General features: G+C 68.4%; 12 protein-coding genes. 6 read left to right on the top strand and 6 right to left on the bottom strand.

From position 1 onward, the window contains the following. Positions 1 to 576: 576 nt before the first annotated feature. From ACTIGN_RS09385 to ACTIGN_RS09370, 4 genes are read right to left on the bottom strand one after another with little or no spacing between them, the layout of a single operon-like run. Positions 577 to 1,371, bottom strand: coding sequence for a putative hydro-lyase (locus ACTIGN_RS09385; protein WP_439623120.1), 795 nt, complete (start codon positions 1,369 to 1,371; stop codon positions 577 to 579). Continuing rightward, positions 1,371 to 2,306 (bottom strand): glutamate cyclase domain-containing protein, encoded by a 936-nt coding sequence (locus ACTIGN_RS09380; protein WP_439623118.1) that lies wholly within the window; start codon positions 2,304 to 2,306, stop codon positions 1,371 to 1,373. The genes ACTIGN_RS09385 and ACTIGN_RS09380 overlap by 1 nt, the downstream gene beginning before the upstream one ends. Further along, positions 2,303 to 3,037: an RluA family pseudouridine synthase gene (locus ACTIGN_RS09375; RefSeq protein ID WP_439623116.1), complete on the bottom strand. Its 735-nt coding sequence runs from the start codon at positions 3,035 to 3,037 to the stop codon at positions 2,303 to 2,305. Before ACTIGN_RS09375 ends, ACTIGN_RS09380 begins: the two co-directional genes overlap by 4 nt. Positions 3,038 to 3,044: 7 nt before the next feature. Beyond that, positions 3,045 to 4,421, bottom strand: a complete 1,377-nt coding sequence (locus ACTIGN_RS09370) for an amidase (RefSeq protein ID WP_439623114.1) — start codon at positions 4,419 to 4,421, stop codon at positions 3,045 to 3,047. A gap of 73 nt (positions 4,422 to 4,494) precedes the next feature. Here ACTIGN_RS09370 and argC point away from each other — a divergent pair, with 73 nt between their 5' ends. From argC to ACTIGN_RS09355, 3 genes are read left to right on the top strand one after another with little or no spacing between them, the layout of a single operon-like run. Beyond that, positions 4,495 to 5,508 carry an N-acetyl-gamma-glutamyl-phosphate reductase gene (argC, locus tag ACTIGN_RS09365; protein WP_439623112.1) on the top strand — a complete coding sequence of 338 codons (1,014 nt, stop codon included), beginning with the start codon at positions 4,495 to 4,497 and terminating at the stop codon, positions 5,506 to 5,508. Further along, the gene (locus tag ACTIGN_RS09360) at positions 5,508 to 6,353 is read left to right on the top strand and encodes a TIGR02996 domain-containing protein (RefSeq protein ID WP_439623110.1); all 846 of its coding nucleotides are present in this window, start codon (positions 5,508 to 5,510) and stop codon (positions 6,351 to 6,353) included. The genes argC and ACTIGN_RS09360 overlap by 1 nt, the downstream gene beginning before the upstream one ends. A 24-nt stretch (positions 6,354 to 6,377) precedes the next feature. Next, on the top strand, positions 6,378 to 7,034 hold the full coding sequence (locus ACTIGN_RS09355; protein ID WP_439623109.1) for a hypothetical protein: 657 nt from the start codon (positions 6,378 to 6,380) through the stop codon (positions 7,032 to 7,034). A gap of 43 nt (positions 7,035 to 7,077) precedes the next feature. Here the strand turns inward: ACTIGN_RS09355 and ACTIGN_RS09350 are convergent, their stop codons facing one another. Together ACTIGN_RS09350 and ACTIGN_RS09345 are read right to left on the bottom strand one after the other, a co-directional pair. Further along, the gene (locus ACTIGN_RS09350; protein ID WP_439623107.1) at positions 7,078 to 9,654 is read right to left on the bottom strand and encodes a protein kinase domain-containing protein; all 2,577 of its coding nucleotides are present in this window, start codon (positions 9,652 to 9,654) and stop codon (positions 7,078 to 7,080) included. A 171-nt stretch (positions 9,655 to 9,825) separates the two neighbouring features. After that, entirely contained in the window at positions 9,826 to 11,424 is a 1,599-nt protein-coding gene (locus ACTIGN_RS09345; RefSeq protein WP_439623105.1) for a serine/threonine-protein kinase, read from the bottom strand. Between the two features lie 272 nt (positions 11,425 to 11,696). Between ACTIGN_RS09345 and ACTIGN_RS09340 the strand changes: the two genes are divergently transcribed. Genes ACTIGN_RS09340 through ACTIGN_RS09330 form a run of 3 tightly spaced genes read left to right on the top strand, consistent with a single transcriptional unit; the run spans position 11,697 to position 15,299 of the window. Beyond that, positions 11,697 to 13,940, top strand: a complete 2,244-nt coding sequence (locus ACTIGN_RS09340) for a molybdopterin-containing oxidoreductase family protein (RefSeq protein ID WP_439623103.1) — start codon at positions 11,697 to 11,699, stop codon at positions 13,938 to 13,940. A 34-nt stretch (positions 13,941 to 13,974) separates the two neighbouring features. Further along, positions 13,975 to 14,706: a hypothetical protein gene (locus tag ACTIGN_RS09335; protein ID WP_439623101.1), complete on the top strand. Its 732-nt coding sequence runs from the start codon at positions 13,975 to 13,977 to the stop codon at positions 14,704 to 14,706. Continuing rightward, positions 14,703 to 15,299 carry a GNAT family N-acetyltransferase gene (locus ACTIGN_RS09330; protein ID WP_439623099.1) on the top strand — a complete coding sequence of 199 codons (597 nt, stop codon included), beginning with the start codon at positions 14,703 to 14,705 and terminating at the stop codon, positions 15,297 to 15,299. Before ACTIGN_RS09335 ends, ACTIGN_RS09330 begins: the two co-directional genes overlap by 4 nt. The last annotated feature ends 87 nt before the right edge of the window (positions 15,300 to 15,386 follow it).

Genomic DNA, 15,386 nt, shown 5'->3' with positions numbered 1-15,386 from the left:
AACTGTTGGGGCCGATGGTAGTGCGTCCAGCGCGAGAGTAGGTATCGCCGGCTTTAATCACGAACCCGCCGCAGAGCAATCTGCGGCGGGTTCTTGTATTTCCATGAGGTTGTCATGCTGATCTGGCGTGGGCACGGCCTCGTCGTCTTTCCGATCGCGTGTCTCGGCATTGGCTTCGCCCGTCACCTCGCCCACGACCTCCGCCTCCCCTGGATCGGCTTTCTTGTCGTTATTGCGTCGAGCGGGCTCCTTGCGTTCCTCGCCCGCCAACTCTCGCGATCGCCTATTCCTGATGAGAACGAACACTATCCAACCGAGGACTATTCCGCTTCTCTTCCACCGCCCCCCCCACCTCCAACTCGTTCCAGGGGTGCGCCGCCTTGGCAGCGGACAGCTCCGGCGCCGTGGAATCGTCAACCGCTCTCGCCTCGAGCTGCTGAGCGCGATGCACACCGTGTGGAAGGCCCCCCTGCGGACAACGATTTCTTTTTCATCCCACTGATAGCCTGGCCTTTGATTATCCTGGTGGTCGGTGCATTCGTCGTCTTCACCAAAGCAGCTGCCTGACCGGTGCGCTCACTCACCCTCCAATTCCACGTCGCGAAGGTCCGTCAGGAACATGTGACCCGGTTTGTGCGTGATCGCGAACGGCGGTTTCGCCTGCATCACTACCGCCTGTGGTGTGACTCCGCAGGCCCAGAACACCGGCTGCTCGCCCGCTCGAACCTCGACCGCGTCTCCGAAGTCTGGCTTGCTGACGTCGCGAATCCCGATCGCGCCCGGGTCTCCGAGGTGGACCGGTGCGCCGTGGGCTCGCGGGAAGCGGGAACAGATCTGAGTTGCCTTCACGGCGTGAGCGGGGAGTAGCGGCCGCATTGAGACGACTAACGGACCCGAGAACCGGCCCGCGGGCCGACACGCGATGTTGGTGCGGTACATCGGCACGTTCACGTTCTGCTCGATGTGCCGCACGGGAACCCCGGCGGTCATCAACGCGTTCTCGAACGTGAACGAGCAGCCGATCACGAACGAAACCAGGTCGTCCCGCCAGTGCCGCGTGATCTCGGTTGGCTCCTCGACCAGTTCGCCGTTCCGCCAGACACGGTAGGCGGGGAGGTCGGTTCGCAGGTCGCTTCCCGCCGCTACGAACTTCGGTTCGGGATCACCGGGTTCGGTCACGTCGAGCAGCGGGCACGGCTTCGGGTTCCGCTGGCAGAACAGCAGGAAGTCGAACGCCCACTCCCGCGGCAGTACGACGAGGTTGGCCTGTACGAAGCCGAGCGCGAGGCCCGGCGTCGGCCCGGTGAGTTCGCCGCGGCGACACGCCGCACGCACGTCGGCCCCTGATGCGTTTCGCAGATCGGCGCCCATCACGACTCCAGGATCTCGCGGATGCGGACGAGCGGCCTGGCGTACTCGTCCCACGGCAGCCCGTCCACGGTCGCGGTCTGCTGGCCGGTGACGCCGTCCACGAGCGGCCCCGCACGAACCATCACTTCGAGGATCTCGCGCTCGCGGTCCGGGTCGAACAGGTCCGCAGGCGGCTTAACTTCTCGCAGAACGTACACCCCCGCCGCGAGCGCATACGCGCCCCAGTTGCTGACACCCGCGACGATGAGGTGATCCGTCGGCACGCGGCAGTGGATGAGGTCGCCGTTGGGGATGTTCTTAACGACCGTCTCGTGCGGAATCTTTCCCATGCCGATCTCGTTCCCGCCGTCGCCGATGCCAAGGTTGGTGTAGTTCCGATTGATCGTTGGCTTAGAAAACACCGACAGACTTCGATGGAGTTGGTCTGAGATGTCGCGACCGCGCATCGAGTAAGCACGACCGTCGCTCGCCGGTCCGGCCCGCTCAAGGGCGAGGAAGTGCCACGGGGCTGCATCCAACTCATCCCCGTAATCGACCGTTACACCCGCTAGCATTGTTAATTCGTTCGGCTGTTCATGCTGCATCGCGCTGGAAGGAATTCCGATGGCTCTTAACCCCGACAGCACAGCCTTCATTCCCTGCGGTTCCGTGTTGATAATGACACAATCTCCGAGCCGCGGGAGAGAGCTGGCCAGGAAGACGGCTCCTAGTAACCCATCAGTCTCGGGTGCTGGTGGAGTCGCCGTGGGAATGAAGAACCCCGTAATGATTGAGAGTGTCACCCGTGGAACGCGAGTCAAAACGCGGCACGCGGCCTCGAAGTCGCCCGCAGTCGCGGTGAAGAGGTTGTCGTGCGGGTCGCGGGCCAGGCCGCGGTTGCCGGGGTCGGTCTGCACGGCCGCCAGGATCGCGGCGAGCTTCTCGTCGGTGGTCATGGGGATGAGGCGAGTAGGTGGGCGAAGCGGCCGCGCCAGATCTTCGGCACGTCGGCCTTCACCGTGATCGGTTCCTTCGACGTCGGGTGCAGGAACGTCAGGCTGTGTGCGTGCAGCGCGACCGAGTGGCCGAGTACCTGGTCGCTGCCGTACTTCAGGTCGCCGTAGATCGGGCACGCGCGGCTCGCGAGTTGAACGCGGAGTTGGTGCTTGCGGCCGGTGTGTGGGCGGAGTTCGAGCCACGTCAGCCCGTTGTGCCGGCCGCGGACCACGAAGAGCAGCCGTGCAGACTGAGCCCCCGGCGTGTCCTTCGGCACTACCTCGACGCGGGTGCTCGGCTCGTCCTTCTTCAGGTAGTCCTCGAGCGAACCCGTGTCGCTCTTGAGCCACGGGGCCAGCGCCGCCCCGCGGCTCCCGGGGGGCGGGTCCTCAACCACGGCCCAGTATTGCTTCTCGACCATCCCCTCGCGGAACTGCTCGCACAGCCGCGCCGCCGACTTGCTCGTGCGTGCGAAGACGAGCGCGCCGCTCACCGGCTTGTCGAGCCGATGCACGACGCCGAGGAACACGTTGCCGGGCTTGTCGTACTTCTCCTTGAGGTACGACTTGGCGAGGCGGTCGACCGTCTCGTCCTTGCCGTCGAAGTGCGTGGTCGGCCACCCCGCCGGCTTGTTCAGCGCGAGGCAGTGGTTGTCTTCGTACAGGATGTCGAGCGCGTCAGCGAATGACATGGGGACATCATAACGGAAGCGGGCGCCGCTCGAAACCGATGTCTGCCTCGAGCATCGCGGCTACCGCGAGCAAGTCGTCCTCGCACCACCGCTCGCCGGTGAGTTGAACGGCGAGGGGGAGCCCGTCGGCCGTCCACGCGACGGGCAGCGACACCGTCGGCAGACCGGTGTAACTCCACGGCGAGTTGAACGCGGGGCTGCCGGTCGTTTCGGCGCTCGGGGCGGGGCCGGTGGCTGCGGGAGTGAGGAACGTCCTCCAATTGTCCACGAACGCCGGTTCGCTCTCCTCGCGGTAGTGCTCCATGAGCTGTTTCGCGCGAACGTATTGTGGGGCCGGTGTACTCAATCCCATCTCGATCAGTCGCCGGACATTCGGCGGGTAGTCGTCGGGGTGGCGGCGCATGCGTTCGCCGTGGTACGCGGCGGCTTCCACGGCCATGATGAGGTGCTGGAAACGTGGCACATCCGAGAACGAGGGCGGCAGCGGCAGTTCGTTCCACTCCCAACGGTTCGTTTCCGTTCTCTCGGGAAGCGAGGAATCCGTCCTCTTCCGCAGGGTCGCGATGGCCGTGTTCATCTCCGGGACGGCGGTCGCGGGGAAGCCGGGGAGCAGGGAGAGCCTCCGCCGCCGGTCGTGGTACATCTCGTTACTGAGTTCGGATTCGTAATGGTACGGGACCGGCGGGCTGTCCTTCGGGTCGTCGTTGGTTCGGGCAAGCGGTTGGAGGAGAATCGCCAGGTCGCGGACGCAGTTCGCCATCGCGCCGACGTGATCGAGGCTCGGTGCGAGCGGCAGCACGCCGTCCACGCTCACGCGGCGATACGTCGGCTTGATGCTGTACACGCCACAGTAGCTCGCCGGGCGGGTGATTGAGCCCCCGGTCTGCGACGCCAGTGCGCCCAGGCACATCCCGCACGCCACGGCCGCCGCCGAGCCGCTCGAACTCCCCCCGGGTGTGCGGTCCAGGTTCCACGGGTTCCGCGTCACGGGCGGGTCGAAGCTCGCGTAAGCGGTCGTGACCGTCTTGCCGAGGATGATCGCGCCGGATTGCCGCAGCCGCTCAACGCACGTCGCGTCGCGGCGGGCGTAGCTGTTCGCCCAGCCCTTCGAGCCGCACCCCGTCGGCATGTCGAACACGTCGATGATGTCCTTGATGCCGACCGGGACGCCGTGGAGCGGGCCGCGGTTCTGGCCGGTCTTCAGTTCAGCTGTGAGGCGCTCGGCCTGCTCGCGGGCTCCTTCGAGGTCGAGGTACGCCCATGCGTGGACGCGGTCCTCGTACCGCTCGATGCGAGCGACGCACTGGTCGAGGAGTTCGACCGGCGTGAGGTCGCCGGTGCGGATGAACCCGGCGGCCGCGGTGATTGTCGTTGGTTCGGGCATGGTCGTACATTACCACGGGTAGAAACTCCTGGCTATTCCCTGCGACCCCTTCGGGTCCGGACGCGGAGCGGCGATGAGCAAGGTGAAGGTGGCGATCCTCGGCGGGTCGGGGTACACGGCCGTCGAACTGCTGAAGATCCTGGTGCGGCACCCGCACGCCGAGGTCGTCGCCGCCACGTCGCGGCAGGACGAGCACATCGCCGACTTGCACCCGGGCCTCCTCGGCCGCATCGACCTGCGGTGCGAGCCGTTCAACCCCGACGCGCTCAAGGCGAAGGGGGTCCAACTGGCGTTCGCGTGCCTCCCGCACGGCAACAGCATGGAGAGCATTCCGCCGCTGCTCGACCGCGGCATTCGGGTCGTCGATCTCAGCGCCGACTACCGCCTCCGCGACGTGACGGTCTACGAGGAGTGGTACAAGGAGAAGCACCAGGACCCGGCGAACCTCGCGCACGCCGTCTACGGGCTGCCCGAGGTGTACGGCGACGCGATCAACTCCGCGAAGCTCATCGCGAACCCGGGGTGCTACCCGCAGTCGGCGATCCTCGGCCTCGCCCCGCTCGCCGCGAACGGCCTGATCGACCTGAACGCGATCATCGTCGACAGCAAGAGCGGCGTGAGCGGGGCCGGCCGCACGCCGAAGCTCACGACGCACTTCCCCGAGTGCAACGAGAGCGTGTCGGCCTACGCGGTCGGCACGCACCGCCACACGCCCGAAATCGAGCAGGCGCTCAGCGACGTGGCCGGGAAGCCCGTGTCGGTGATCTTCACCCCGCACCTGATCCCGATGGACCGCGGCATCCTCAGCACCTGCTACGCCCCACTAACGCGGCCCGCGACCGACGCCGAACTGACACACCTCTACCGCGAGTATTACGCCGGCAAGCCGTTCGTTCGCGTGCGAACCACCCCGCCAGCAACGAAGGACACGACCGGCACGAACTTCCTCGACGTGTGCGTGAAGGTGGTCCGCGGCCGGGCGGTCGTTGTCGCGGCGGAGGACAACCTCGTCCGCGGCGCGTCGGGCGTTGCGGTGCAGAACTTCAACCGCATGTACGGCTTCGACGAGCGCACGGGGCTGCTGTGATGGACCTGCTCGCGCAACACGAGGCGTTCCTGCGGGCGATCTTCGACGCCCCCGGCGACGACACCCCGCGCCTCGTGTATGCGGACTTCCTGCAGGAAAACGGCGAGGACGACCGGGCCGAACTGATTCGCGTTCAGTGCGAACTTGCGAGGATGAACGACGACTGTGACCCCGGGCGCTGGGCGGCGCTCGAAGAGCGGAACCAGTGGCTGTCGCAGGTCGCGGTGCCGTGGAACAAGGTGCGGACCGGCAACGGCGTGACGATGAACCGCGGCTTGTGGCGCGAGTCGTTCGCCGAGGGCGTGGCCGTTACCGTCGAAGACCTCGATGACCCACTCAAGTTCCGTGAGTGGGTCGTGCGGGTGAACCCCGCGTGGTACGGCGAGACCAAGCTCTACGTGCGAGCCGAGTCGCGTCTTGAGCACGACTGGGTCGTTGGGGCGCAACTCCAGTCCACGCACACCCACGCGCTGTATGGTCTACCGTTCACGCAACAGGTTACGGATTGGAACCTGTCGGGACACCTTGTGGAGTGCAACCCGCCGCCGCCCGATCTGAGCGACTTCCTTCCCTTCGTGAACGGGGGGCCGCAACCGGGCGACATGGTTATCTGTCCTGCCCTGTCACAGAGCGCGGTAGACGGGCTTGTTCGGCACAAGGGGGTCAAACGGATTCGGACTCTCGACCTGCGAAATAACCGCCTCGGCGGTGAGGCCGTCCGACTTCTCGTTAAGTCGCCGTACCTTGAGAACCTCCAGTGTCTCCGATTGCTGGACGGGAATCACCTCCGAGGCAAGCTATGGCAAGAGGTCATCGAGCGGTTCGGCGAAGATGTCGTTGAGTGAGCGGCTCACCTCGGAGATTTCGTGATGCAATTCGTCGTGCCCGTTGTCGCGCTGTTCGCGGTCGCGGCGCCGCAAGCGTACTCCGCCAAGGTCGAGAAGGTCGAGCTGCCGGCGGCGCTCGCCGAGGCGGTCCGCAAGACCCTCGATCCGCAAGCGCTGGTTGTGCGGAACGGCGACGCCGATGTGATGCGGGTCTGGTTCGTCGCGGAGGTCCCGGCGAAGGCCAACGAAGACCAGATCAAGAACGGCCTCACCTACCGCGAGATCCCCGAGGGCGCGCTCGTCGGTGCGATCGAGTTCCCCGAAGCATTCACCGACTTCCGCAAGCAGGAACTCGCGGCAGGCGTCTACACGCTGCGGTTCGCGGTGCAGCCCGACATCGGCGACCACACCGGCACCAGCCCGCACCCGGACTTCTGCCTCCTCAGCCGGGCGGCCGACGACACGGATGCCGAACCGATCGAGAAGAAGAAGCTCGTCGAGGTCAGCAGCAAGGTGAACGAGGGTCGGCACCCGGCGGTGCTGCTCCTGTGGCCGAACAACAGCAAGGACGTGGGCGTGAAGGTGCTCGACAAGGGGGCCGGTGTGCTGGTCGCGACGGTGCGGCGGCCCGTGGCGGCCGACGGCGGGAAGGCGACGCTCGGGTTCGCGGTGACGGTCGCGGGGGTGCGGAAGGAGTGAGCGGAAACGGAACCGGCGACCGCAAGGTCGCCGGCGTTGACTGTCAGGGGGCCCCGACCTTCTTGCCGTTCACCTCGGGCGGGCCGCCGGGGAAGCGGAGGAACGCGGCGTCGTCGGCCGGGTTCTGTGGGGTGGGCAGTTGAGGGTTCTCCACCCGCGCGAGCTTGAGGTCCACGTTGCCGCCGCCGGCGTCCGGGCCGTAGGCGTTGGTGTCGGCCGTCGTGCCCGGGATGTTCCCGCCGCCGCCGTTGCCCTTGCCGCAGTCCTGCACCTTGGCGAAGTAGTTCTGGCGGACGGCCAACTCGAAGGTGTTCGGCTGCACGTTGTTCAGGTCGAACTCCAACCCGACGCGGCAGTCGTACACGGTGTTCGAGGTGACCTGGGCCTTGAGCGACCGGTTGGTGGGTCGGAGGAACGAGATGGCCGATTCGAGGTTCGCGAACCGGTTCCCGGTCACCTCGACGTCGGTCGTCGCGGCGTCGAACCGGACGCCCTTACCCGTCTGCCCGCCCGTTTGGCCCTCGAACCGACAGCCCCGGACGGTCACCCGGCGGTTATCGTTTTCGCCGCGGGTCGCGGCATCGAGGAGCACGCCGGCCTGTCCGCTCCCGATGTGGAACCGGACGTGATCGAGGGTGATGAACCGCCCGTCGGCCCCGGCCGCGTTGTAGAAGTGAACGCCCGCGCCCGTGGCACCGCGCACCACGCACGACTCGAGGGCGAACCCGGGGCACGATCCGGTCACCTGGACGGCGACCTTGGTCTTGCCCCCGGCGTCGAACTCGAGGTTCCGAACCCGCACGCCCTCGACGCTGTTGACGAGGAGCAGGGGGGCCTCGCTCGGTAGCTTGGCCTCCAGAACGGTCGGCTTGCCGTCCCGGACCACGCCCTCGAGGATCATGTCCTTGTGCTTCTTCGCGTCGAGCCGGATGGGCCCGGTCACGAGCTTCGTCTTGGCGATGACGATGGTGTCGCCGGGCTGGTACCGGTTGAGCGCGTCGCCGAGCGTGGCCACGGTCGTGGCCGGGTCCTCGCCGTCGCCGACGGTCCACTTCTTGGGCCCGTCGACGGACTGGGCCGGCGGCGGACCCGCGTGGAAGAACGCGAAGTAGACCCCGACGCCGGCGGCGACGAGCAGGAGCAGGCCGAGCGCGCCGAGGAGCACCTTGTTGCTGCCGCCCGGTTCGTCCGGGACGGGGGGGCGGCGGCCGGCGCGCGGCGGGGGCTTCGGCTGCTTGTTCGCCGGCACGCGGATCGACTGGCTGGCCCGCGAGCCGCGCTTGTTGACGGCGGAACCCGCGGACGGCCGCTGGGTGTTCCCGTTGTTCGTGGTGGGGGTGTTGAGGTCGTCGCCGAAGTCGGCGAACGGCTGCGGGTCGGGCTCGGCGCGGGGCGCGGCGGGCAGCGCGGACATGGCCGGCTGGGTCGCCACCGGCGACAGGCCCGGGGGCAGGCTCACCGACTGGTGCGACGGCCGCGGGAGGGTCATGGCGGCCGTCGAGATGGCGCTCGTGGTCGGCCCGACGCGGGAGTCGCCGCGGGCCGCGGCCGACACCTGCGGCATCTCGCGCTCGGCCGGGGGCGGGATCGGGGTCGCGACCCACGGGGACAGCGCCGCCATCACATCGGCCGGGGTCTGGAACCGGTTCTCGACCTTCTTGGCCATCATCTTGTCGACGATGGCGATGACCTCGTCGGGCACGTCGGCCCGGAACGTCTTGATCGACTTGGGCTGGCGGTTCTGGTGCCAGATCAGCTTCTGGGCGACCGAGCCCTCGGGGAACACGGCGCTGCCGGTCAGCAGGAAGTAGAACGTCGCGCCGAGCGAGTAGATGTCGGCCCGGATGTCCACGGTGTGGCTGTCGAGGGCCTGCTCGGGGGCGAGGTAGTCGGCCGTGCCGAGGACGTTCTCGTCGTACTTCTTGGTGACGTTGTCCTCCTCGTCGTAGAAGAACCGGGCCAGGCCCATGTCGAGGATCTTCACCACGCCGGTGCGGTCGAGGAGGATGTTGCCGGGCTTGACGTCGCGGTGGATCAGCCCCATCTCGTGGGCGTGCTGGAGGCCGACGGCCGAGGCGTAGATGTAGTGGCACGCCCGGAGCATGTCGAGCTGGCCGAACTTCTTGACGAGGTCCTGGAGGTTGGTGCCGTCCACGTACTCCATGACGAGGAAGTGGAGGTTCTCGTCCTGGTCGATGTCGTAGGCCCGGACGATGTTCGGGTGGTCCACGGCGGCGACGGCGCGGGCCTCGCGGTAGAACCGCTCGAGGCTGGACGGGTCGTCGGCCTTGGCGGTCGGGAGCACCTTGATGGCGACCCGCCGCCGCATCATCTTGTGCTCGCAGAGGAACACCTGGGCCATGCCCCCGGCCCCGAGCTTCTCGAGCACCTTGTACTTGCCGATCGTGAACCGCTTGTACTTGCCCTGGAGGAGCTGCTCGGCCTGGAAGTAGGTGAGGATGCCGTCCTTGACGAGGACGCCGGCGAGCCGCTGCGGTTCGGCCGGGACCCCCCCGGTGCCGCTCATCTTCTGGAGGCAGGACCGGAGCTTGGCCTCGTCGGCGACCCCACTCCGCTGGACCAGTTCCAGGAGTTCGTCGGCGTTGGCGGGGGGGGGCATTGTGAACCTCTCCGCGGGGGCAGGGAACCCGGAACGGAGGCCGTTAAAGGACAACGATGGGAGATACTGGCCTAAGTATAGGTCAACCGCACTTCGATTGGGAGATATTTTTTTGCCCCCGTTCTCGATGCGAGACTGGGGGATTTCTCCGCCCCCGCCGGGCGGGCCGCGTCACCGGTCGGGGGCGCGGTTCGTCGCGGGCGGGGCCTGCTGTTCGCCCTTGCCCAGGAGGTACGCCCCGACCATCCCGGCCACGAAGATCAGGCCGAGCAGGACGCCCACGAGGATCGAGAACCCGGTCCGCTTCGGCGGGGCGCCGCGGTCGCGCCGCCCGCGGGGGGCGTCGCGCTCCGCGCCCGAATCGTCCCCCTCCGCGTCGCCGTCGTGGTCGCGGCGGGTCGGGATGGGGGCGGTCGGGGCGCTCAGCCCGCGGCCGGTGGACTCGGTCCCGACGCGGGACCGGCCGTTGCGGCCGGTGAACTTCGGCCCCTCGCCGGACCCGTTGGTGCCGGCGAGCGGGGTGTTGGTGCCCACCGCCCCGGCCTTGGTCGAGGTGCGGACCGACGAGTTGGACCCGGACGACCGGGCCAGCGCCCCGCGGCCCGACCCGAACAGCACCCGGGCCAGGGGCAGGGACGAGCCCGAGGCCGACATGTTCGGGGCGGCCAGGGACTGGACGAGCGGGCAGTGGATCGGCATCTCCCGGGCGGCCGGCGGGGGCACCGGCTCCTCGGCCCACTCGGCCAGCGCCTCGGCCACCTCGATCGGCTCCTGGTACCGGTCCTTCGGGTGCTTCGCCATCATCTTCCGGAGCACCGCCAGCATCGCCGGGGGCACGTCGGCCCGGAACGACTCGACCGGCCGCGGCTCCTTGGTCTGGTGCGCGACCAGCTTCGCGGCGATGGTCCCGTCCGGGAACGGGGTCTGCCCGGTGAGCATGAAGTACATCGTGCCGCCCAGGGCGTAGATGTCGGCCCGGATGTCGACCATGTTGCTGACGGCCTGCTCCGGGGCCAGGTAGTCGGCCGTGCCCAGGACGCACTTGTCGTCGTACTTCTCGGTGACGCTGTCCTGCTGCTTGTTGAAGAACCGGGCCAGGCCCATGTCGAGGACCTTGATGACCCCGCCGCGGTCGAGGAGCAGGTTGCCGGGCTTGATGTCGCGGTGGACCATGCCCAGCTCGTGCCCGTGCTGCATCCCGACGGCCGACTGCGCGATGTAGTGGGCGGCCCGGACCGGGTCGAACGGCTTCTTCTCGACGATGTAGCGGGCGATGATCTCCTGCAAACTCGTGCCGTCCACGTACTCCATGACGAGGAAGTGGAGCTTCTCGTAGTGGTCGATGTCGTAGGCCCGGACGATGTTCGGGTGGTCGAGGGCGGCGACGGCCCGGGCCTCGCGGTAGAACCGCTCCTCGTTCGACTTGTCCTCGAGCTTCTCGACCGGGAGCACCTTGAGGGCGACGAGCCGCCGCATCATCGTGTGCTCGCACAGGTACACCGCGCCCATCCCGCCCGCGCCGATGAGTTCGAGCAGCCGGTACTTGGCCCCGATGGTGAACCGCTTGTACCGGCCAAGGCGGAGCTGCTTGGCCTGGAAGAACGTGAGGAGCGACTCGCGGACGAGGAGGTTGGCGACCTGGTCGACCGACTGGAACGGGGCGCCGGCGGCCTGGTGGCGTTCGAGGACCGGGTCCAGCTTGTCCGGCGGAACGAGCCCGCTCTTCCGGAGGATGTCCAGAAACTCGGGCGCGGTCGAAGGGGCGGGCATGTGCTGTCCTCGTCCCGCGGGGCCAGGGCGTCCCGCGGGACGCGCTCTGGACCCGTGCGGCAAGCCGGGCAAGACGCGCCGGTTTCGCCGGGGGTGGTACTTACTCTGTGCGGGGGGGCTGCGGGGTGCAAGGGACCGGGGCGCATTTTGCGGAGAATTCGACCGGTGCGGGGCGCCCCACTGGCGCGTCCCCTGTCCCCGGTCCGGTCCGCGGGCGCCGCACAACCGACGCAATGGTATCATATCGTGTCGTCGGATTAAGAGGGAACTCCATGCGCCGAGAATTGCGGACGGTGAAGGCCGTGTGCCCCCACGACTGCCCGGACACGTGCGGCATGGTCGTCGGCGTGGACGACGCGACCGGCCGGGCCGTCGAGTTGCGGGGCGACCGCGACCACCCGTTCACCCGCGGGTTCCTGTGTCAGAAGGTCGCGCCGTACCTCGACCGCGTGTACCACCCGGACCGGCTCACGCACCCGCTCCGCCGCGTCGGGAAGAAGGGCGAGGGCAAGTTCGAGCGCGTGAGTTGGGCCGCGGCGGTCCGCGAGATCGCCGACCGGTTCCGGGCGATCGCGGTGTCCGAACACGGCCCGCAGGCGGTCCTGCCGTACAGCTACGCCGGCACGATGGGCAAGCTCATGTACGGGAGCCTCGACCGGCGGTTCTTCCACCGCCTCGGGGCGTCGCTCCTCGACCGCACGATCTGCGCGACGGCCGGGGCCGCAGGGTGCGACGTGACCCTCGGCACGCGGGCCGTGATCGACCCCGAGGACGCGGTCCACGCCCGGTACATCGTGAACTGGGGCTCGAACACGTCGGTCACGAACACGCACTTCTGGCGGATCGAGCACGAGGCCCGCAAGCGCGGCGCGCGGATCGTCACCATCGACCCGTACAAGTCGCCGACGGCCGCGAAGTCGGACTGGTGGCTCCCGGTGCGGCCCGGGACCGACGGCGCGCTGGCGCTCGGCGTCATGCACGTGATCTTTCGCGAGGGCTGGCAGGACGACGACTATCTGAACAACCACTGCGTCGGCGCGGCCCCGCTCCGCGACCGGGTGATGCGCGAGTACCCCGTTTCGCGCGTGTCCGAAATCACCGGCCTGTCGGTCGCGGAGATCGAGCAGTTCGCGAGGGAGTACGCCCGGTCGCGGGAGCTGTTCGGCGGGCCTTCGCTGATCCGCTTGAACTACGGGCTCCAGCGGCACGGCGGCGGCGGCACGGCGGTCCGCACGGTCGTGTGCCTCCCGGCGCTCACCGGCGACTGGCGCTACCCCGGGGCCGGCGCGTTCCTGAGCACGAGCAAGGTGGCGGCGTTCGACGACGCCTACCTGACCCGGCCGGACCTGATCCCGAAGGGGACACGCACGGTCAACATGATCCAACTCGCCGAGGCGCTGCACGGCGAGCTCCCCGGCCCGCCCGTGCAGGCCCTGTTCGTGTACAACTCGAACCCGGCCGCGGTCGCCCCGGACCAGTCGCGGGTGCTGTCGGGGCTGATGCGCGACGACCTGTTCACGGTCGTCCACGACCAGTTCCAGACCGACACCGCCGACTACGCCGACATCGTGCTCCCCGCCACGTCGCAGCTCGAACACTTCGACCTGCACGCGACCTACGGGCACCTCTACGTCCAGGCCAACAACCCGGCGATCGCGCCGCTCGGCGAGGCGAAGCCGAACACCGACGTGTTCCGCCTCCTCGGCGCGGCGATGGGGTTCGAGCCGGAACTGTTCGCGGAGACCGACGAGGAACTGGCGCGGCGGTGCATGGGCGCGTCTGTGCCCACTCCCCTTGTGGGAGAGGGTGGCCGCGAGTCTTCGAGCGGCCGGGTGAGGGGTGGAGCGAACGGAGAGGGGGAGGCTTACCCCTCACCCGGCGGCGAAGCGCCGCCACCCTCTCCCGCAAGGGGAGAGGGCGAAAGCCAACATCCCGCGCTCGCGGGCATTACCCTGGAAGCAACCAAGGCCGGGCCAGTGCGGTTCAAGGTGCCGCGGGGGTGGGCGCCGTTTGCCGAGGGGAACTTCCCGACGCCGAGCGGCAAGTGCGAGCTGTACTCCGATCGCGAGGGGCGGGCCGGCCGCGACCCGCTCCCGCACTACGTGCCCCCGCACGAGGACCCGCAGACCAGGCCCGAACTGGCCGCGAAGTACCCGCTTCAGTTGCTGACGCCGCCGGCCCCGTCGTTCCTGAACTCGACGTTCGCGAACCTCGATCACGCCCGCCGAGAGGCCGGCGAGCGGACGCTGGAGATCCACCCGGCGGACGCCGCGCGGCGCGGCATCGCGGACGGCACGATGGTGAGCGTGTACAACGGCCGCGGGCGGTTCCGGGCGCGTGCGGTGGTCGGCGAGACGGTGAAGCCGGGGGTGGTGGTGTCGCTCGGGCTGTGGTGGCGCAAGTGGACCGACGACGGCGCGAACTGCAACACCACCACCAGCACTGCCGCGACCGACCTCGGCGGCGGCGCGACGTTCTTCGACAACCTTGTGGAAGTGGAGCACGTTGCGGTATAGGGTCCGGTGATCCCGCACTCACGGAGGGGTGGCGATGGTCGCGATTTGCCTGCTGCTGGCCTGGTGGTGCCACGAGCGTGCGGAGGTCGCGAGCTTCACCGAGTCGCTCGCGAAGCTGCGCTCCGAGTTCCGCACGATCGAGGTCGAGTTCACGCTCGCGCGGCGGGACGCGGTGTTCGGAACGACCACCGAGTTCGACTGTCGCTTCGCGATGGCTCGCGGGAAGGACGGTAGGCAGAGTGGGATGCTTCGCTTCCGGCCGAAGGGCGACCCGGGGAACGCCGAGACGTGGGTGCTCCGCGGCACCGACCTGTACGAGTTCAACGACCCATACCGCACCCTCACGGTCCACACGGGGACCGACGGCAACGTCCTGGGTTACGCGGCCGGCGCGTGGCCCGGTCTGTGGCTGCTCGACCGAGACGAGTTCAAGAAGCGGTGCGAGGTCCGCGTGTTCAAGCGCGACGCCCACTACTGCTACTTCGAAGTGAAGGCGAAGGAGAAGACGGGAACCTGGTCGCACCGGCTCGCGGTCGCGAAGTGCGACGGCTCGGTGCGTCAGGTGTTCTGCGCCCTGCCCAACGGCGACACGGAACACGTGAAGGTGTCGAAGTGGGCCGTTGGTGCCGGCATCAAGACGGACGACTTTCCGGACCCCGACCGCCTCCACGACGGGTGGAAGGTCGTCGAGTGGCCGGGACGGGATAAGTTGTGGGAGCGCGTCGCAGGGAAGACCCAGGAACACCTGGCACGGCCGACCAAATGACCATCGACCAACTCACGCACCGCGACGAGCCGGCTGCGGTCGCGACCCTTGCGGCGGCGTTCGCGGAGTACCCGCTGTTCGCGCTGCTGTGCCCGGACGCGGCGCGGCGGCCGCGGGCCGTCGAGGTGTTCTGCCGGTACGTGTTCCGCGTGTCGGTGCGGTGCAGCGGCGTGTTCGCCACGCCGGACCGGGCCGCCGTGATGTGTACGTGGCTGCCGGGGCAGGAGTGGCCGGGCAGATGGACTGCCTTCCGGTCCGGCGGGCTCGGGCTGCTCGCCACTTATGGCTGGCGCGGGAGCCGGTTGCTGCTCGAACTGGAGCGGGGGTTCGACCTCGCCCGCGTCAAGCACTGCGTCGGCCCGCACTGGTACGTTCCGCTGCTCGGCGTGCGGCCCGACATGCAGCGCAAGGGGCTGACGCGGGCGCTGTTCACGCCGATGTTCGCCGCCGCCGACCGCCACAAGGTGCCCGTGTACCTGGAGACGATGACGCCGACCAACGTCGAGGTCTACAAGAAGCTCGGGTTCGTGCTGGCCGGCGAGAGCGAGATCCCGGCCGGCACGCGGCACTACGAGCTGATCCGCCGGCCCTAAGGGTGACTCATACCCGCTCCGGTTGATCGGTGCTGGTCCGAGCCCGAGCGCCGAGCGAGGGTCAGCGTGAACCCTCGCTCGGCGCTC

Origin of the sequence: Gemmata sp. (assembly GCF_051859125.1) — a bacterium.
Lineage (GTDB): Bacteria > Planctomycetota > Planctomycetia > Gemmatales > Gemmataceae > Gemmata.
This window is presented reverse-complemented; position numbering and strand designations above follow the sequence as displayed.